The organism is Streptomyces sp. BBFR25 (assembly GCF_044590125.1).
Classification (GTDB): domain Bacteria; phylum Actinomycetota; class Actinomycetes; order Streptomycetales; family Streptomycetaceae; genus Streptomyces; species Streptomyces canus_D.
Window position 1 is genome coordinate 3582857 of the sequence record NZ_CP172447.1, and the last position, 18560, is coordinate 3601416.

An 18560-nucleotide genomic window follows, 5' to 3' on the forward strand; every position below is an offset into this window, starting at 1 on the left:
TCACAGAGTTGAGCGCGTGTCACTTTTGCGTCGTCGACGGACCGTTGTCGGCCGATGACGCGCTCGGCGTGAACGCCACCGGCAAGGTGCGCAGACCCCGCATGATGAGGCCGCCGCGCCACCGGAGTTCGGCCGGGTCCGCGGCGAGGCGGAGGTCCGGCAGCCGGGTGAGGAGCGTGGCCAGCGCCGTCTGGCCCTCCAGCCGGGCGAGCGGGGCGCCGAGGCAGTAGTGGATGCCGTGCCCGTACCCGAGGTGCTGGCTGTCGCGGCGGGCGAGGTCGAGGGTGTCCGGGTCGGTGAACCGCTCCGGGTCCCGGTCGGCGGCGGCGAGGACGACGAGGACGGGGTCGCCGGCCGCGATGTCCTCGCCGCCGATGGTCAGCGGCCGGGTGGCGAAGCGCCAGGTGGCCAGCTCCACCGGGCCGTCGTAGCGCAGGAGTTCCTCGACGCCGGTCTCCAGCAGGCCGCGTTCCCCGGCGGCCAGCGAGGTCTGCAGCCGCTCCCGCTGCCCGGGGTGGGTGAGCAGGGCGTACGTGCCGTTGCCGATCAAGTTGACCGTGGTCTCGAACCCGGCGAAGAGCAGGATGAAGGCCATGGCCGCGGCCTCGTTCTCGGTGAGGTGCTCGCCGTGGTCCGAGGCGCGGATCAGGCCGGAGATGAGGTCCTCGCCGGGGGCGGGCTCGGGCGGCAGCGCGGCGCGCTTGCGGTGGATGAGGTCGGCGAGGTAGCCGCGCATCTTCTTCACCGACCGGGCGACACCGCCCCGCGGCCCGCCGCCGTGTCGGATCATCATGCCCGCCCAGTCCCGGAAGTCGTCCTGGTCCTCGCGGGGGACGCCGAGCAGGTCGCAGATGGCGTAGATGGGCAGGGGGAAGGCGAACTCGTGGATCAGGTCGGCGGAGCCGGTGGCGGCGAACCGGTCGATGAGGCCGTCGGCCAGCTCCTGCACCCGAGGGGCGAACTCGGCCACCCGCCGGGGTGTGAACGCCTTGCTGACCAGTCGGCGCAGCCGGGTGTGGTCGGGCGGGTCGATGTTCAGCAGATGGGTCATCAGCTCGGCCTTCCGCTCCCCCGGAATGCCGGTCTTGCCCTTGGCGTGCGCGGGCTCGTCGTGGTGCGCCGGGTTCTTGGACAGCCGCGGGTCGGCGAGGGCCTGCTTGGCGTCGGCGTACCGGGTGACCAGCCAGGCCTCCACCCCGCTGGGCAGCCGGGTGCGGTGCACGGGGGCGTGTTCCCGCAGCCAGGCGTAGGCCGGGTAGGGGTCGCTCGCGAACTCCCAGGTGAACAGCTCGGGGGCGGGGCCGGAAGCGGGACCGGGGACGGGCGGCCGGCCGGTCATCCCTCGACCGCCCTGATCGAGTCCCGGTACGTCCGGGCCGCCGCTCTCAGGGCCGCCTCCGGGTCGGTGCCCTCGGACTCGGCGCGGGCGGCGAGGGCGAGGAGTTCGTAGCCGATGCCGTCGCCGGTGGGCAGGGGGACGTCGAGGCCCGCGGTGCGGACGCGGGAGGCGAGCTTGGCGGCGAGGGCGAGGCCGGGCTGGCCGAGGGGGACGCCCTCGGTGACCGAGGTGCGCTGCTTCTCGGCGGCCTTGGTGCGCAGCCAGTGGGCGCGGACCTCCTCGGGGGTGTCGGCCGTCTCGTCGCCGAAGACGTGCGGGTGGCGGTGGACGAGCTTGTCGACGATGGTGCCGGCCACGTCGTCGACGGAGAACGGGGCGTCGGGGTCGTCCTCGGCGATGCGGGCGTGGAAGACGACCTGGAGCAGTACGTCGCCCAGCTCCTCCCGCAGCTCGTCGCGGTCGCCGTCCTCGATGGCCTCGACCAGTTCGTACGCCTCCTCGATGGCGTACTTGGCCAGGCCCTTGTGGGTGCGCCGGGAGGACCAGGGGCATTCGATGCGGATGCGGTCCATGACCTGGACGAGGTCGAGGAGGCGGGCGCCCGGGAGGTCGTAGGAGGCGGGGAGCAGTTCGAGGTCGGGCATCGCGACGCGGCCGGAGCCGGCGAGGCGGGCCAGACCGTCGGTGAGCGCGGGGTCTCCCTCGCCGGTCGCGACGACCACCGCGGTGCGGCCGCCGGCGCAGGCGTCCACCAGCTCCTCGGCGGTCGGGGCCGCCTCGTCGACCCGGACGCCCGCCTCGCGCAGGTACGGCAGCTGCGGGTGGGCTCCGTCGGCGCACAGGACGCGGTCGGCGGTGCGCAGGGCCTGCCAGGCGGGCCAGGACAGCAGGCCGGGGGCGACGCGGTGGCTGGTGGTGAGCAGGACGATGCGTCCCTGGTCGGGAGGGGTCGGGTCGGCGGTGGTTGCGTTCACTCTCCGAACCTAACGCACGCCGCCGACGGCCCCCCGAGTTGTCCACAGGGGACCGTATCGCCGCTGCTCAGGGGCGTTACGCCGGCTGCTGGGGCCCCGCCGCGGTGATCTCCCGCACCCATGGCGTCCGGGCGTCGACGCGGCTGCTCTTCTGGACGTCCCAGGTGCCGTAGCGCGGGTTGAGGTCGACGTCGAGCTTCTTGGACGCCTTGGACAGGGCCTGCCAGAACTCGGGGCGGCTGGTGTCGGTGCCGAGGCTCTGGGCGAGCTTCTGGGCCTCGATCTGGACGAGGAGGTTGTCGTCGAGGCGGTCGGGGGCGACGCCGTACTGCTGGAGCCAGGCGGTTTCCAGCTGCTCGGGGCCGCCGGCCTGCTCCTCCAGCTCGCCGCGCATGTCCTGTACTTCCCTGCGGCTGACACTCACTCCGGCGTCCTGGGCGGCGCGGTGCAGGACGCGGTCGAGGACCATGCCGTGCAGGGTGTCGCGGGTGAGGGTGCCGGTCCGGGCGACGACCTGCTGGTACTGGGTGTCGTCCGGGACGGCGGCGCGCTGTGCCTCGCGCACCTCGTCGACGCGGTTCTCCAGCTGGGCGACGGTGATCCGCTGGTCGCCGACGACGGCCGCCGCGCCCGGATGCGCGTCGCTGCCGCAGGCGGTGAGCAGGGGTGCCGCTGCGGCGATCGCGGCGGTGAGGAGAAGCGCGGGGCGACGGCGGCGGTGCAAGGGAACCTCCCGTTTGGAGATTGTGCGACGGTGCACAAAGTCTTGCGGTGATCGATGTTAGGCAGTGGCCCGGCTCTGGCCAACCCATTGCACCAACGATTCATCAGGACTTCGGGCACCGCCTCGCCCCGGCCCGCACCGGCGGTCGTCAGCCGCGCATCTGGCCGAGCCACTGGAGGGTGCGCCGGATGTCGCCCGCGAGCGGGTGGCCGGGGCCGTGGACGCGCTCCACGTCGTGCAGCAGCCGGGCCAGCGTGTCGTGGGCGGCGGCGCGGTCGCCGAGGGCGAGCAGGAGGTGGCCGATGCGGCGGCGGACGTCGTGGGCGAGGTCGGGGTCTCCGGCGACGTACTGGTTCTCGTAGTACGGCAGCAGCGCCCGGTACTCGGCGAGGGCGGCCGCGGGCTCGCCGAGCTGTTCCAGGCAGTGGGCGGCGTCGTAGCGGTGGCGCAGGGACTGCGGGTCGGCCTGGCCGGCCTCGGCGGCGCGTTCGTCGGCGAGGCGGCGCAGTTCGGGCAGGGCGCGCCGGTACTGGCCGTCGTCCAGGAGGGTCGCGGCGTACTGCTTGCGCAGGGTGCGCACGACCGGGGAGCGTTCGCCGTGCTGTTCGGCGGCGGCGGGCAGGATCGCGCCGAGGATGTCGACGGCCTGGGTGATGCGGCCCTCGCCGAGGAGGCGCTTGACGTCGTCGACGGCGCGGGCTACGTCCGGCTTCCCGGCGTCGGCGGCGGCCGGTACGGGCGCCGGTTGCGGCGCGGGGGTGCGGGCGCGGTCGGGCCAGGGGGCGTGCGGGCGTACGAAGGGGCGGGTGGGGTCGAGGGGACCGCCGGTGGGCATGCCGCGCGCGGGCAGCAGCAGCGCGAGGTGCTCGTAGACCTCCTGGGCGGAGTCGGGGCGGTGCTGCGGGTCCTTGGCGAGCAGGCGCAGGACGAGTGCTTCGAGGGCTTCGGGAACCTCGGGGCGTATGCGGCGCACGGGCAGCGGAGGTTCGTACAGGTGCCGGTGGAGTACGCCGAGGGCGGTCGAGCCCGCGAACGGGACGTCGCCGCTGAGCAGTTCGTGCAGGAGTACGCCGAGTGCGTAGAGGTCGGTGTACGGGCCGACGGCGCCGCCCATGGCCTGCTCGGGTGCCATGTAGGCGGGCGAGCCGATGGGGGTGCCGGTGTGGGTGAGGCGGGTGGTGTCGGCGTCCATGACGGAGGCGACGCCGAGGTCGAGGACGGTGACGGTGCCGTCCTGCTTGACCATGACGTTGCGCGGTTTGAGGTCGCGGTGGACGATCGGCACGGCGTGCACGGCGCTGAGGACGGCGCACAGTTGGGCGGCGACCGCGACGGCCCACTGCCAGGGGTAGGGCTCGTGCTCGGCGAGGTGGTCGGAGAGGTCGGCGCCGTCGACGTACTGCATGACGAGGAACAGCTCCTCGCCCTCGCTGCCCGCGTCGTGCACGGTGACCAGGCCGGGGTGGTCGACCTGTGCGGTGATGCGGCACTCGCGGACGAACCGGCGGCGCAGTTCGTCGGCCTCCGCTCCGGCGACCTTGTCGGGGCGCAGCAGCTTCACCGCCACGCGCCGGTCCAGGCGCCGGTCGTAGGCCGTCCAGACCTGTCCCATGCCGCCCTGGCCGATGAGCGTGGACAGCTCGTACCGGCTGGCGACGACGCGTCCCGTCGCCACGGTCACCTGCCGCCCTGGTGGCCGCCGTCGCGGCCGTCGTGGTGGCGCAGGTAGTCGCTGAGCTCGTCGAGTTCGGCGCGGACCTGGTCGATGCGGGCGGGCGCGGGGTGGTGCTGGGGCGGCGGGGCCTGGTACGGCGGGACCGGCGCCTGGACGGGCGCGGGAGCGGGTGCGGGGGCCGGTGCCGGTGCCGGTGCCGGTGCGTAGGGGTACGGGGGCTGCGGGTGTCCGTACCCGGCCGTCGGGAACGGCGGCGTCGGGACCGGGTGGCCGAGGTGGGGCGGCTGCCGGTGGTGGCGGATGTCCGCGTAGAGGAAGTACCCGGCGCAGGCGCAGGCGTTGAGCAGCAGGATGATCATGCCGGTGGTCCCGGCCGGGGTGCTGAAGTCGTCGGTGTCGTCGGTGGCCAGGAAGCAGAAGCTGACCACCAGGACGACGGCCGTCGCCGCGAACGCCCACCAGTCGCGCGGCCGGCGGGTCACGATGGCCGCGTACAGGGTCGAGATCCAGGCGAGGAACCCGAGGCTCAGCAGGGGCAGGGCCACGAAGAAGACGCGCAGCAGAACCAGCACCGCGGTTCTGGGGCGGCGCGGCGGCGGTGGCGGCGCGTAGCCGTGGCCGTGCATGACTTCTCCTGGAGACCTGGTGGGACGGACGTGCGCCGGGCGACCGGTGCGGAGACGAGCGTATAGGCCGACACGGACGACCGGCCCCGGGTTGTACCGAACCGTTGTCGTCCTGGTCACTCGGCCCGCGCGGGGCCGCTCACTCGGGGGCGACCGTGCCGTCCGTGAGCCCGTCGTACATGCCCCGCACCAGCTGTTCCCCGAGGCGGCCCGCGAGCCGCAGCGCGCGCTCGAACTCGTCGAGGGCGCGGAAGCGGTCGCCGTAGCCGTGCTGCGCGTCGAGGGGCAGCCGGGGCAGTTGGAGGCGCCGTACGTCGAGGCGGGTGGCGGTGGAGGCGTGGCTGCTGGCCCGCCGGTGGTTGGCGGTGCCGCGCAGGAACCCGGCGAGGAACCAGGGGTCGAGGGCTGCCGGGTCGGGGCGCAGCAGCACGAGGTTGCGCCCGAGGGCGGCGCCGGCGGTGGCGTCGTCGATGACACGCGCGACGGAGCCGCCGCCCAGCACGGGCACGACGACGTCGCCGGGTTCGGTCAGGACGGGTTCCTCGTCGCCCTCCGGGAGGGTGGCCGAGGGGCCGGTGCCGGTGAGGACGTCGTGGTCGGTGAGCAGGGGTACGCGCGCGTGGCCGGCGTTCGTCCCGGTGTGCAGGGTGAGGGCGCCGCCGCGGGCGAGTTCGCCGACGGTGGTGAGCGGCCGGTGCGGGGCGGGGCGTGCGGTGCCGGGGGGCGCGGGGGTGAGTTCCGCGGTCAGCCGCAGGGTTTCGTCCAGGCGCGCCCGCACGTCGGTGAGCCGTCCGGTGTCACCGGTGGCGCCGGGGGGCGGCAGGTGGCGGGCGGGGGCCAGGTCGACGTCGTCGTCGAGGAGTTCGATGACGGGCACGCATCGGGCCAGGCCCGGCCGTTCGTCGAGCCGTCCGGTGCGGTCGAAGTCGCCCCAGGCGTCGAGCACGGTCTCCCGCACGGACCGCCAGTCCGGTCCGCCGCGCCCCTCCCCGGCGAACTGCCCCGCGTCGGCGAGCAGCAGTCCGGGCTGCGCGGGCGCCCGCTCGGGCCGGCGCAGCACCCACAGGTGCAGGGGGAGGTTGTACGGGGGTGCCGCGCCGGTCGGCAGGGCGATCACGGCGCGCAGGGCGCCCCGGCGCAGCAGGTCGGCGCGGATCCGGCGGCCGGAGCGGCGGGAGGCCGCGGCGGGCGGCATGAGGACGACGACGGTGCCGCCGTCCCTGACCCGGGCCAGGGCGTGCTGCACCCAGGCGAGTTCGGACTCGGTGCGGGCCGGGAAGCCGTACTCCCAGCGGGGGTCGTAGGCGAGTTCGTCGTGGCCCCAGTTGCGCTCGTTGAACGGCGGGTGGCACAGCGCGGTGTCGGCGCGCAGGCCGGTGCGGGCATCCGCGCGCAGGCTGTCTCCCGCGGCGATCCGCACGGCGGCGTCCGTGCTCAGGGCGAGGCGCAGCGCGGTGAGGGCGGCCAGTGCGGGGTCGCTGTCCTGGCCGTACAGCTCCTGTCCTGGCCGGGCGGTGGCGGTGGCCGCGCGGAGCAGGGTTCCGGTGCCGCAGGCGGGGTCGAGAACCGTACGGGCGGGGCCGGCGAGTTCGGCCATCAGCTCGGCGAGGGGGTCCGGGGTCAAGGTGTACTGCCGCGGGTTGGCGTCCAGATGGCGGCCGAGCAGGAACTCGTAGGCCTTGCGGGCGCCCGGTCCGGCGGCGAGTTCGGCGGCGCCGCGCAGGAGCGGTGCGGAGGCGAGCAGCCGGGGGCCGGCCGGGGTGGTGACGGCGCGCTCGGGGCCGGGGCCGAAGCGGGCGTCGAGCACCTGGTCGAGGGCGGCGGGCAGCAGGGCGGCGAGGCGCTCGTCGGAGCCCGCGCTCGCCTCCAGCCAGAGGGTCGGGCGGTCGTGGACGAGCAGGAGGGCGCAGCCCGCGTGCACCAGGGCGGCGGCCGGTCCCTCGGGGTGGCCGAGGAGTTGCTGCCAGACGCGTTCGCGCGGGGGGACCTCGGCGAGTTTGCCCTGGGCGCGCAGCCACGCCTCGACGTCGGCGAGGGCGAAGGACGGGCTGGTCTCGGTGCCGCCGACCGGCTGGGGGAAGTCCGCGTGGCGGCGGCGCCAGTTGCTGACGGCGGCGCGGCCGACTCCGGCGAGCCGGGCGATACCGGCGGCGGTCACCTCTGTCCCGTTGTCCTGCACGCTCGGGCCCCCTCGTCCTGGTGTGTGGCGCCGATCCTACCGATGAAAGCGACTCGACTCCGATTCACACCGTGTACAGCCACACTCCCGTGAACCGTGTTGACTCGGTTCACAAGCTCTGGTCTCATTGACGCATCGGACCGGCCGGGGCGATGGGCTTCGGTTCACGGTCGATCGATCTGTCTCTGGGGAGAGGACTGACGTCATGGGCATGAAGACCAAGATCGCGCTGGGTGCCGTGGTGGGGATCGCCGTCATCGGCGCGCTGTCGGCGAACTCGGGCGACGGGGACGGCGACGCCAGGAGCGACGGCCGGACCTCCGCGAGCTCGGGCGAGAAGGCGGACGGCGGGAAGGCGGACGGCGGGTCCGACGCGAAGCCCGCCGAGGACAAGGCCGTCGAGAAGGCGTCCCAGGCCGAGCAGTTCAAGGCGTTCGTGCGGAAGAACGGCACGCCCAAGGAGAAGGACGCCGTCTCCCACGTCACCAAGGTGCAGGGCGCCGACGAGCAGAACGACATCCTCGACGCCGCCGACGTCTACACCGACTTCACCGGCGGCATCATGGGCGAGGGCACGGGCCCGGCCAAGCTCATCGCCTCCTCCTTCGCCGACTGGAAGGACAGCGAGAACGGCCTCGTCACGATCTACGACGCCGACGGCGAACTGCTCGGCAACGGCCAGTTCTGAGCGCCGGACCGCGCACACCGTTCACTGAGAATCCCTGGGGGGATCCATCATGCGCCGTCGCGCGCACCGCACCACCCGCACCGCTCTCCTGCTCGCCGCGGGCGCCACCGTCTGCCTGACCGGCTGCGGGTCCGGCCAGGACGGCGGCGACAGCGCGTCCGGCTCGGCAGCGGCCCCGGCGTCCGCGTCGGCGTCCACATCGGCATCAACGTCCGCCTCGGCGTCGGCATCGGACGAGCCGTTCGCCAGGCTGACCGGCGCGGAGATCTCCGAGCGGGCGCTCAAGGCCACCACCGGGGCGCGCTCCCTGCGCATGACCGGCAGCGTCCCCGACGAGGAGAGCGGTGGGACGCTGAAGATCGACATCGCCCTGGACCGGCGGGGCGACTGCGCCGGGACGATGAGCATGGACGGCCAGGGCGAGGCCGAGTTGATCAAGACCGGCGACACGCTGTACCTGAAGTACGACGAGCGGTTCCTGCGGGCCCAGAGCAAGGGCGAGCCGCAGGCCGACACCGAGGCCCTCGTGTCACTGCTGGCCGGGCGGTGGACCAGCATGTCCGCCGGCGGAGCGGACGCGAAGGAGATGGCCGGGTTCTGCGACCTGGACCAGCTGCTGGAGGACGCCGGGGGCAGCGGTGACGACACCCCGGCGAAGGTGACCCGCGGCAGGGCCACCACCGTCGACGGCACGCCCGCGCTCACCCTGTACGAGACGGACGGCTCCGAGCGCAGCACGGTGTACGTCGCCACCGAGGGCAAGCCGTACCTGCTGCGCTTCGAGAGCGGGTCCGAGCGGGAGCCCGGCGCCCTGACCTTCACCGGGTACGACGAGCCGGTGCCCGCCGAGTCCCCGGCGGGAGAGGTCCTCGACCTGGACGGTCCGGGCGGGACGAGCGCCTGAGCCCTCGGGGACCCGCCCCTCGCCCCCGGGCCGGGTCAGCCCCGGCACTGCTTCGCCATCATCGCCCGGTCCGCCTCGGTCACCGCCAGCTCGTACTTGACGGCGACCTGGGCGAAGCGGACGGCGTACGCGCACCGCACCGGCTTGGCGGGCGGCAGCCAGGAGGCGGGCCCGGAGTCGCGCTTGGCGGAGTTGGCGCGGCCCTCGACGGGGAGCAGGTTCAGCGGGTCGTTGGCCAGCTGCTCACGCTTGTTCTCGGACCAGCGCGAGGAGCCCATCTGCCAGCTGTAGGACAGCGGCACGACATGGTCGATCTGGACCTCGCTCGCCTTCTGCTTGCGCCAGTCGATGCTCGTCCCGGTGTACGGGTCGTCCAGCGTCATCGCGATGACCACGCAGTCGGAGCCGGACTTGAAGCGCACCTGCTGTCCGTCGCGTTTCAGCAGGTCGTTGCGGGTGTCGCAGCCGTTGCGGGCGAGCGGGACGCCGTCGGCGGTGTCCATCCAGGCGTAGCCGAACTCGTCGCGGTCGTACCCTGTCTTCGGGCCGCGCCCCTTGGTCCTCAGTCCGTCGATCAGCTTGCGGGCCGCCGCCTGCGAGCCGTCACCCGTGACCGGGGCGAGGCCCGGTTCGGTGCCGTCCGGGTTGTCCAGCGGGCTGACGGCGTGGCCGGAGGCCGGGGCCTCGGCGCCGCCGCCGCCCGAGGCCGGAGCGCCTTCGTCCGCTTCCAGGCCCTCGCAGCCGGTCACCAGGGCCAGGGCGAGGGCCGCCCCGGCGGCCCATCCGGTACGGATCCTGCTGTGCCGCCTCATGCGTGCCCCTCCCCTTGCCGTTCGCAGCCACCACCGTAGCGAGGGAGAGGTCCGGGCCATAGTGGGCCTTAGGTGGCCGTTAGTGGGCACACGGGACATACCTGTCGTACCGTCGACAGTGAGTCACGTCTCGGAAGGAGCTCTGCATGGGCATCCTCGACAAGATGAAGAGCATGGCCGGCAAGGACAAGGACAGGTCAAGGAAGATGTCCGACGCCGCCGAACGCCAGGTCAACCAGAGGACCGGCGGCAAGTACGAGAAGCAGGTCGACTCCGCGCAGCAGCAGGCCGAGGGCAAGCTCGGCTTCGGGCGCGAGCAGGGCGGCGGCCGGGAGCAGCGGTAGCCGCTCCCCGGCCCCGGCCACGTCGAAGCCGTTCACGGATCTGTCCCCGTGGACGGCTTCCTCGTGGGGTGCTTCCCTCTGGGGCTTCCGTTGGTCTTCCGTGGGGGCTTCCGCGTGGGGAAGCCCGGCGGACCGGCTAGGAACCCAGGATCGAGGTGAGGAACTCACCCACCCAGCCGAGCAGTTCCCGCCCGACCAGCGGCTTGCCGCCCACCTTCGCGGTCTTCGGGCGCGGTACGAGCACCTGGTGCGTGCCCGGCTTGATGACGCTGCCGGGGTAGAGCCGCTTGAGCCTCAGCTCCTGGGACTCGCGCAACTCCACCGGCGCGAAACGGATGTTGTTGCCCTGGAGCACGATCTCGCCGACGGCGCACGCCCGCGCGAGCATGCGCAGGCCCGCGACCAGCAGCAGGTTCTCCACCGGCTCGGGCAACTTGCCGTACCGGTCGACCAGTTCCTCGCGTACGGCCTTGACGTCCTCCTCGCTGTTGGCGGAGGCGATGGACCGGTACGCCTGGAGGCGCAGCCGCTCGCCGGGGGCGTAGTCGTGCGGGACGTGCGCGTCGACGGGCAGCTCGATCTTGACCTCCAGCGGCGGCTCCTCCTCAACACCGCCCTCCAGCGAGGCCCGGTAGTCGGCGACGGCCTCACCGACCATCCGCACGTACAGGTCGAAGCCGACGCCGGCGATGTGGCCGGACTGCTCGCCGCCGAGCAGGTTGCCCGCGCCGCGAATCTCCAGGTCCTTCATCGCCACGTACATGCCCGCGCCCATCTCGGTGTGCTGGGCAATGGTGGCGAGCCGCTCGTGCGCCGTCTCCGTCAGGGGCTTCTCCGGCGGGTACAGGAAGTACGCGTAACCGCGCTCGCGGCCCCGCCCGACCCGGCCGCGCAGCTGGTGGAGCTGGCTGAGGCCGAAGTTGTCGCCGCGTTCGACGATGAGGGTGTTGGCGTTGGAGATGTCGATGCCGGACTCGACGATGGTCGTGGAGACCAGCACGTCGAACTTCTTCTCCCAGAAGTCGACGACGACCTGCTCCAGGGCCTGCTCCGACATCTGGCCGTGGGCGGTGGCGATGCGCGCCTCGGGGACGATCTCGCGGAGCCTGGCCGCCGCGCGGTCGATGGACTCGACGCGGTTGTGGATGTAGAAGACCTGGCCCTCGCGCAGCAGCTCGCGGCGGATGGCGGCGCCGATCTGCTTGTGCTCGTAGGGGCCGACGAAGGTCAGCACCGGGTGCCGCTCCTCCGGCGGGGTGGTGATCGTGGACATCTCGCGGATGCCGGTGACGGCCATCTCCAGGGTGCGCGGGATGGGGGTCGCGGACATGGTGAGCACGTCGACGTTGGCGCGCAGCTTCTTGAGCTGCTCCTTGTGCTCGACGCCGAAGCGCTGCTCCTCGTCGACGATGACCAGACCGAGGTCCTTGAACTTCGTCTCGGAGGAGAACAGGCGGTGGGTGCCGATGACGATGTCCACCGAGCCCTCGCGCAGCCCCTCCAGGGTCGCCTTCGACTCGGTGTCGCTCTGGAAGCGGGACAGCGCCTTCACGCTCACCGGGAACTGGGCGTAGCGCTCGCTGAACGTCCCGAAGTGCTGCTGCACCAGCAGGGTGGTGGGGACGAGCACGGCGACCTGCTTGCCGTCCTGGACGGCCTTGAAGGCGGCGCGGACGGCGATCTCCGTCTTGCCGTAGCCGACGTCGCCGCAGATCAGGCGGTCCATCGGGACCGTCTTCTCCATGTCGTCCTTGACCTCGGCGATGGTGGTGAGCTGGTCCGGGGTCTCCGCGTAGGGGAAGGCGTCCTCCAGCTCGCGCTGCCAGGGGGTGTCCGCGCCGAAGGCGTGGCCCGGCGCCGCCATCCGCGCGCTGTAGAGCTTGATCAGGTCGGCGGCGATCTCCTTGACCGCCTTCTTGGCGCGGGCCTTGGTCTTGGTCCAGTCGGCGCCGCCGAGGCGGTGCAGGGTGGGGGCCTCGCCGCCGACGTACTTGGTGATCTGCTCCAGCTGGTCGGTGGGGATGTAGAGGCGGTCGCCGGGCTGGCCGCGCTTGGCGGGGGCGTACTCCACGACCAGGTACTCGCGGGTGGCGCCCTGGACGGTGCGCTGCACCATCTCGATGTAGCGGCCGACGCCGTGCTGCTCGTGGACGATGTAGTCGCCCGTCTCCAGGGTGAGCGGGTCGATGGTCTTGCGGCGCCGGGCGGGCATCCGGGCGCCCTCGCGTCCGGCGGCCTTCTGGCCGGTCAGGTCGGTCTCGGTGAGCACGGCGAGCTTGAGGGCCGGGTCGACGAAGCCGTGGTCGATCGAGCCGCAGGACACGTGCACGACGGAGGGGCTGAGGGTGCCGAGGTCGTGGTCGAGGCGGGCGGCGATGCCCTCGCCGCCGAGGACCTCGACGGTGCGGGACGCGGGGCCGTGGGCCTCGGTGACGTAGACCGCGCGCCAGCCGTCGGCGAGCCAGCCCTTGGTGTCGGCCAGCGCCTTGGCCGTGTCGCCCCGATAGGTCTCGGGGGCGCGCATGCCGAGCTTGAGGGTGTCGGCGTCGTCCAGGGCCTCGTCGGCGGCGAACGGCGAGACCGACCACCACATCATGTCCAGCTCGCGGGCCCGCTCCCGGACGTCCGCGAGGGACCACAGGGACGCCGCGTCGACGTCGATCGGCGCCTCGCCCCCGCCCGCGGTGGCCGCCCAGGAGGCCTGGAGGAACTCCTGGGACGTCGCCACCAGGTCGGCGGCCCGGGTGCGCACCCGCTCCGGGTCGCAGACCAGGGACATCGAGCCCTTGGGCAGCACGTCCAGGAGCAGCTCCATGTCGTCCACGAGGACCGGGGCCAGGGACTCCATGCCCTCCACCGCGATGCCCTCGGCGATCTTCCCGAGCAGTTCGCCCAGCTCCGGGTGCTCCTCGGCGAGGGCGGCGGCCCGCTCGCGCACGTCGGCGGTCAGCAGCAGCTCACGGCAGGGCGGGGCCCACAGGCCGTGTTCGGCGACCTCCAGGGAACGCTGGTCGGCGACCTTGAAGTAGCGGATCTCCTCGATGTCGTCGCCCCAGAACTCGACCCGGAGCGGATGCTCCTCGGTCGGCGGGAAGACGTCCAGGATGCCGCCGCGCACGGCGAACTCGCCGCGCTTCTCCACCAGCTCGACCCGTGCGTACGCCGCTGCCGCCAGCGCCTGGACGACCTCCTCCAGGTCGGCGCTCTGCCCGGTGCGCAGGGCCACCGGCTCCAGGTCGCCCAGGCCCTTGACCTGCGGCTGGAGCACGGAGCGCACGGGTGCGACGACGACCGAGACCGGGCCGGTCTCGGGGTCGTCGGGGCGGGGGTGGGCCAGGCGCCGCAGGACGGCGAGGCGGCGGCCGACGGTGTCGCTGCGGGGGCTGAGCCGCTCGTGCGGGAGGGTCTCCCAGGACGGGTACTCCACGATGCCCTCGGGGGGCAGCAGGGAGCGCAGCGCCGCCGCCAGGTCCTCCGCCTCGCGGCCCGTCGCCGTCACCGCCAGCACCGGGCGGCCCGTCTCGCGGGCCAGGGCGGCGATCGCGAAGGGCCGGGCGGCGGGCGGGCCGACCAGGTCGACGTGCATGCGGTTGCCGTCTGCGGCCGCCGAGATCGCTTCCGCGAGGGCGGTGTCCTTGACGACGGCGTCTAGCAGACCGTGCAGGCTCATGGAGGGGGCGCTTCCGTCCTGGGGTGGGGCAACACGAGTAGCCCGACTCGGTGAGGGTCGGGGGTGTCCAGGTTACGTCGGTCTGGTCGGCGGCGCCGGGGCTGTGGATGACGCCGGGTAAGTGGCGGGTCGGCCCCGCCGTGGACGTACCAGGGGGCTCCGCCCCCTGGACCCCCGGGCCTGTGCCCACCCACTACCCGACTCGGTAGGCCAAGAAGTGACCCGAAAGAGGCCCGGCGCCTCCGTCCCCCTGGGACGTCGGCGCCGGGCTCTCCCCCCGCAACCCCCGTGTGCGGTGGTTCTCGGGTCGGGTGCTACTCCGTCGCGATGGCGTTCAGGACGTTCATGCGGCCCGCCCGGAAGGCCGGGACCAGTGCGGCGAACAGGCCCACGAAGGCCGAGCCGATGAAGACCCCGATGATCGTCGGCCAGGGGATGTCGAGGACGTTCAGGCCCTCCAGGGCGAGCAGCCTCTGAGCCGTGGCGCCCCAGCCCATGCCCAGGCCGAGGCCGAGCAGGGCACCGAACAGGGCGATGACCACGGACTCCATGCGGATCATGCGGCGCAGCTGGCGGCGGGAGAGGCCGATGGCCCGCATCAGGCCGATCTCCCGGGTCCGCTCCACCACCGACAGCGCCAGGGTGTTCACCACACCGAGGACCGCGACGATGATCGCGAGGGCGAGCAGGCCGTAGACCATGTTCAGCAGCTGGCCGATCTGGTCCTTCAGCTCCTGCTTGTAGTCGGTCTGGTCGGCCACCTGGTACTGCGGGTAGGCGTCCAGCGACTTCTTCAGCGCGGCGTACGCCTGGTCGGACTGGCCGTCCTCCGCCTTGGCGAACATGATCGTGTTCGGCGGGACGTTCTCGGCCGGCAGGTACTTCCGCATGGTCTCGATGCTGATGTACCGGGCGCCCTGGTCGATGGCCACGTCGTCGCTGGTGATCGCCGCTACCTTGAGCTTGGCGGTCTCGCCGCCCTTGAAGGCCACGGAGAGGGTGTCGCCGACGTGCACGCCGTGCTTCTCCGCGTACTCCGAGCCGACCGACATGGCGTCGGTGCCGTAGGCCGCGGAGAGCTTGCCCTCCGTCGTCACGCGGCGCACGTCCTCGGCGTAGGTCGGGTCGGCGGCCGTGACGCCGTCGTCGTCCGTCTTGCCGTCGGGCGAGGTCAGCGTGGCGTCGAGCATCTTGTAGCGGGTGACGTGCTCCAGGCCGGGCGTGTCGGTCATGGCCTTCTCGGCCTGCGGCACGATCCGCTGGTTGCCCTGGACGATGAAGTCCGCGCCGACCGTCTTGTCCAGCTCGCTGGTGGCCGAGGCGACCATGGAGGAGCCGACGACGGACAGGCAGGCCACCAGGGCGAGGCCGATCATCAGGGCGGCGCCGGTGGCACCGGTCCGGCGCGGGTTGCGCAGGGCGTTGCGCTCGGCCAGGCGGCCCACGGGGCCGAAGGCGCGCAGCAGCACCGCGCTGATCACCCGCACCACGAACCCGGCCAGGAGCGGGCCGATGACGACGAAGCCGATGAGGGAGAGCACGATGCCCGCGCCGAGCATCAGGGAACCGTCGCTCGCCTTGTCGGCGGAGGCGGCCGTGAGCAGGGCGGCGACGCCGGAGCCGGTGAGCACCAGGCCGATCAGGCCGCGTATCCAGCCGGCCTTGCCGTCGGCCGGGGTGCCTGCGTCGCGCAGGGCGGCCATCGGGGAGATCTTGCCGGCCCGGCGGGCGGGCAGGTAGGCAGCCAGGACGGTGACCACGACGCCGAGGATGAGGCCGATCACCGGGGTAGCCGTCTTGATGGTCAGGTCGTCGGTGGACAGGTTCATGCCCGCCGCCGACATCAGCTTCATCAGGCCGATGGCGATGCCGACACCGGCCGCGACGCCGAGGATCGAACCGACGATGCCGAGGAGGAGCGCCTCGACCAGCACCGAGCGGTTGACCTGTCGGCGGGAGGAGCCGATGGCCCGCATCAGGCCGATCTCGCGGGTGCGCTGGGCGACCAGCATGGAGAAGGTGTTGATGATCAGGAAGATGCCGACCAGGAACGCGATCCCGGCGAAGCCGAGCATGGCGTACTTGATGACGTCCATGAACTCGCCGACGTCCTCGCGGCCTTCGTCCGACGCCTCCTTGGCCGTCTGGATCTTGAACGTGTCGCCCAGCGCGCCGGAGACGTTCTGCTTGAGCTGCGCGTCGGTGACACCGTCGGTGGCGGTGACGTTGAACTGGCTGAACCGGTCCGCGCCGCCGAGCAGTTCACGCTGGGCGGTGGGGGTGTCGAAGTAGACGACCGCGGCACCGGGGTTGGTGACGGTGAAGGAGGCGATGCCGACGATCTTCGCCTTGAAGTCACCGGTCTGCGCGATGGTGCGCAGCTCGTCGCCGATCTTCAGGTCGTGCTTGTCGGCGGTGTCGGAGTCGACCATCGTCTCGGTCGGGCCGCGCGGGGCGTGGCCCGCGGTGATCTCCATGGACCGCAGGTCGTTCCTGGTCCAGTTCCCGGCGATGGTCGGGGCGCCGCTGGTGGCTCCCACGTTGTCGTTGTCCGCGTTGACGACGGTCACGTTCATGGAGGCGACCGCGCCCTCGACGGACTGCACGCCGTCGACCGAGCGGATCTTCTCCAGCGTGGACGCCGGCAGCGACTCGGGCACCCCGTTCTGCGGGGTGTCCTCGGCCTCGGCGTCCTTCGGGGCGACCGTCACGTCCGACGAGGTGGTGGCGAAGAGCTTGTCGAAGGTGGTGTTCATCGTGTCGGTGAACACCAGGGTGCCGCACACGAACGCCACCGACAGCAGCACCGCCACCGCCGAGAGCGCCATGCGGCCCTTGTGCGCGAAGAAGTTGCGCATCGAGGTCTTCACGACGGTCATGACGTGCGCCCCCGGGCGTCGAAGTCCTTCATGCGGTCGAGGACGGCTTCGGCGGTGGGCTGATACATCTCGTCCACGATCCGGCCGTCCGCGAGGTACAGCACCCGGTCCGCGTAGCCGGCGGCCACCGGGTCGTGGGTGACCATCACGATGGTCTGGCCCAGTTCGGTGACCGAGCGGCGCAGGAAGCCGAGCACTTCGGCGCCCGCGCGGGAGTCCAGGTTTCCGGTCGGCTCGTCACCGAAGATGATCTCGGGGCGGGCGGCGAGGGCCCGCGCCACCGCGACCCGCTGCTGCTGGCCGCCGGAGAGCTGGGTGGGCCGGTGCTTGAGCCGCCCGGCGAGCCCCACGGTCTCCACGACGCGGTCCAGCCACGCGCGGTCGTACTTGCGACCGGCGATGTCCATGGGCAGCGTGATGTTCTCGATCGCGTTGAGCGTCGGGAGCAGGTTGAACGCCTGGAAGATGAAGCCGATCCGGTCCCGGCGCAGCTGCGTGAGCTTTTTGTCCTTCAGACCGGTGATCTCGGTCTCGTCGAGGTAGATCTGCCCGCTGGTCACGGTGTCCAGCCCGGCCAGGCAGTGCATCAGCGTGGACTTGCCGGACCCCGAGGGGCCCATGATCGCGGTGAACTGGCCGCGTGCGACGTCCACGTCCACGTGGTCGAGGGCGACCACCCGGGTCTCGCCCGATCCGTAGGCCTTCACGACCTGCCGCGCTCGCGCGGCAACGGCCGTACGCCCTCCAGTGCTCCCGTGCGTGGGAATACTTACGGCCGATGTCATGTCAAGTCTCCTATGTCGGTCATCGAGTGAGCCGCCGGTGCCGCGACCGTCCTGGTGTGTGGTGTCGTGCGGGCGCCGCGTTGCCGTCTCGAAGAGTCTGTCCGGAGCCGGGGGTCGACCGCGCTGGTGTTCAGCGCAGTCTTCTACTGGGGAAAACCCCACCCCCGCGGGTCCGGTTCACCGCCCCCCAGCGGCGTAAAGCCAGATTAAGGACGCCGCCGGGCCCTTCTCGTCCTCCGTCGGTACGAACCCTCCCCGACCCGTAGTACGGAGGTACCCCTAGGGGCAGTCCACCCCTCGGTGGAGCGGGTCTCGGGGTCGTCCTCCACCTTGGGACGCACCGAGTGTCCATCCTCACGCGACGTCAGGGGCAAGGCGTCCGGGCGAGCGGAAGCGGCGGAAACACGGGCCCGGCACATACCGACCGATCAGTTCGGCCAAAACGCAGCGTGCCGCCCAACCCGCGAGTAACGTGCGTGGCTCCCCACCCCCCACCTCCTGCGGTCCACCGCTCGGACCCAAGCCGCGCAAGGAGAACCGGGATGACCTACGACCCGTCCCCGTCGTACCAGCACCGCCCGCCACCACCCCCGCCCTACGCCCCGCACCCCCGCCCCGCCCACCGCGCGCCCCGCCGCGACCCGCTGGGGCACCACAGCGACCTGCGGATCCTGCGCGGCGCCTACCGCTGGCAGCGGCGCACCGCGACGCTCACCGCGCTCGGCTACTTCACGCTGTTCCTGGTCCTGTCCGCGTACGCGCCCGGGCTGATGACCGGCACCGCCGTCGCCGGGCTACCCACCGGGCTGCTGCTCGCCCTGGCCCAACTCCCCGTCATGTGGCTGGCGATCGGGCTCTACGAGTACACCGCCCGGCGCCGCGTCGACCCGCTCGCGGACCGCATCCGCAAGGAGGCCGCACTGGACGCCCGGCGGGGGGCGGGGCGGTGACGGAGTTCAGC

Annotated in this window: 14 protein-coding genes; 4 read left to right on the forward strand and 10 right to left on the reverse strand. The window is 72.5% G+C overall.

Going from position 1 to position 18560, the window contains the following annotated elements; all coding sequences use genetic code 11:
- Nucleotides 1-19: 19 nt before the first annotated feature.
- The 6 genes from ACGH52_RS16185 to ACGH52_RS16210 all read right to left on the reverse strand — a co-directional run bounded on the left by ACGH52_RS16185 (nt 20) and on the right by ACGH52_RS16210 (nt 7517).
- Nucleotides 20-1339, reverse strand: coding sequence for a cytochrome P450 (locus ACGH52_RS16185; protein ID WP_399940085.1), 1320 nt, complete (start codon nt 1337-1339; stop codon nt 20-22).
- The gene (locus ACGH52_RS16190; RefSeq protein WP_399940088.1) at nt 1336-2313 is read right to left on the reverse strand and encodes a nucleoside triphosphate pyrophosphohydrolase; all 978 of its coding nucleotides are present in this window, start codon (nt 2311-2313) and stop codon (nt 1336-1338) included. Before ACGH52_RS16190 ends, ACGH52_RS16185 begins: the two co-directional genes overlap by 4 nt.
- Before the next feature lie 76 nt (nt 2314-2389).
- The gene (locus ACGH52_RS16195) at nt 2390-3037 is read right to left on the reverse strand and encodes a SurA N-terminal domain-containing protein (RefSeq protein ID WP_399940091.1); all 648 of its coding nucleotides are present in this window, start codon (nt 3035-3037) and stop codon (nt 2390-2392) included.
- Between the two features lie 148 nt (nt 3038-3185).
- Nucleotides 3186-4676 (reverse strand): serine/threonine protein kinase PkaE, encoded by a 1491-nt coding sequence (pkaE, locus tag ACGH52_RS16200; protein ID WP_374103158.1) that lies wholly within the window; start codon nt 4674-4676, stop codon nt 3186-3188.
- A 38-nt stretch (nt 4677-4714) separates the two neighbouring features.
- The gene (locus ACGH52_RS16205) at nt 4715-5338 is read right to left on the reverse strand and encodes a hypothetical protein (RefSeq protein WP_399940094.1); all 624 of its coding nucleotides are present in this window, start codon (nt 5336-5338) and stop codon (nt 4715-4717) included.
- A 139-nt stretch (nt 5339-5477) separates the two neighbouring features.
- On the reverse strand, nt 5478-7517 hold the full coding sequence (locus tag ACGH52_RS16210; protein ID WP_399940097.1) for an N-6 DNA methylase: 2040 nt from the start codon (nt 7515-7517) through the stop codon (nt 5478-5480).
- Between the two features lie 205 nt (nt 7518-7722).
- Here ACGH52_RS16210 and ACGH52_RS16215 point away from each other — a divergent pair, with 205 nt between their 5' ends.
- On the forward strand, nt 7723-8205 hold the full coding sequence (locus ACGH52_RS16215) for a hypothetical protein (protein ID WP_121701409.1): 483 nt from the start codon (nt 7723-7725) through the stop codon (nt 8203-8205).
- Nucleotides 8206-8254: 49 nt separating this feature from the next.
- A complete protein-coding gene (locus tag ACGH52_RS16220; RefSeq protein WP_399940100.1) occupies nt 8255-9109 on the forward strand; it encodes a hypothetical protein in 855 nt (284 codons plus the stop codon).
- 35 nt (nt 9110-9144) lie between these two features.
- On the opposite strand, the gene ACGH52_RS16225 is transcribed toward ACGH52_RS16220, so the two are convergent.
- Entirely contained in the window at nt 9145-9921 is a 777-nt protein-coding gene (locus ACGH52_RS16225; RefSeq protein WP_121701411.1) for an HNH endonuclease family protein, read from the reverse strand.
- Nucleotides 9922-10067: 146 nt separating this feature from the next.
- Here ACGH52_RS16225 and ACGH52_RS16230 point away from each other — a divergent pair, with 146 nt between their 5' ends.
- On the forward strand, nt 10068-10265 hold the full coding sequence (locus ACGH52_RS16230) for an antitoxin (RefSeq protein WP_059302123.1): 198 nt from the start codon (nt 10068-10070) through the stop codon (nt 10263-10265).
- A gap of 136 nt (nt 10266-10401) precedes the next feature.
- On the opposite strand, the gene mfd is transcribed toward ACGH52_RS16230, so the two are convergent.
- From mfd to ACGH52_RS16245, 3 genes are all read right to left on the reverse strand, one after another.
- The gene (gene mfd, locus ACGH52_RS16235) at nt 10402-13935 is read right to left on the reverse strand and encodes a transcription-repair coupling factor (RefSeq protein ID WP_399940105.1); all 3534 of its coding nucleotides are present in this window, start codon (nt 13933-13935) and stop codon (nt 10402-10404) included.
- A 314-nt stretch (nt 13936-14249) separates the two neighbouring features.
- A complete protein-coding gene (locus ACGH52_RS16240; protein ID WP_399940108.1) occupies nt 14250-16814 on the reverse strand; it encodes an ABC transporter permease in 2565 nt (854 codons plus the stop codon).
- Nucleotides 16811-17599 carry an ABC transporter ATP-binding protein gene (locus tag ACGH52_RS16245; protein WP_059302126.1) on the reverse strand — a complete coding sequence of 263 codons (789 nt, stop codon included), beginning with the start codon at nt 17597-17599 and terminating at the stop codon, nt 16811-16813. The genes ACGH52_RS16240 and ACGH52_RS16245 overlap by 4 nt, the downstream gene beginning before the upstream one ends.
- 542 nt (nt 17600-18141) lie before the next feature.
- Here ACGH52_RS16245 and ACGH52_RS16250 point away from each other — a divergent pair.
- Entirely contained in the window at nt 18142-18549 is a 408-nt protein-coding gene (locus ACGH52_RS16250; protein WP_399940112.1) for a DUF485 domain-containing protein, read from the forward strand.
- Nucleotides 18550-18560 lie beyond the last annotated feature (11 nt).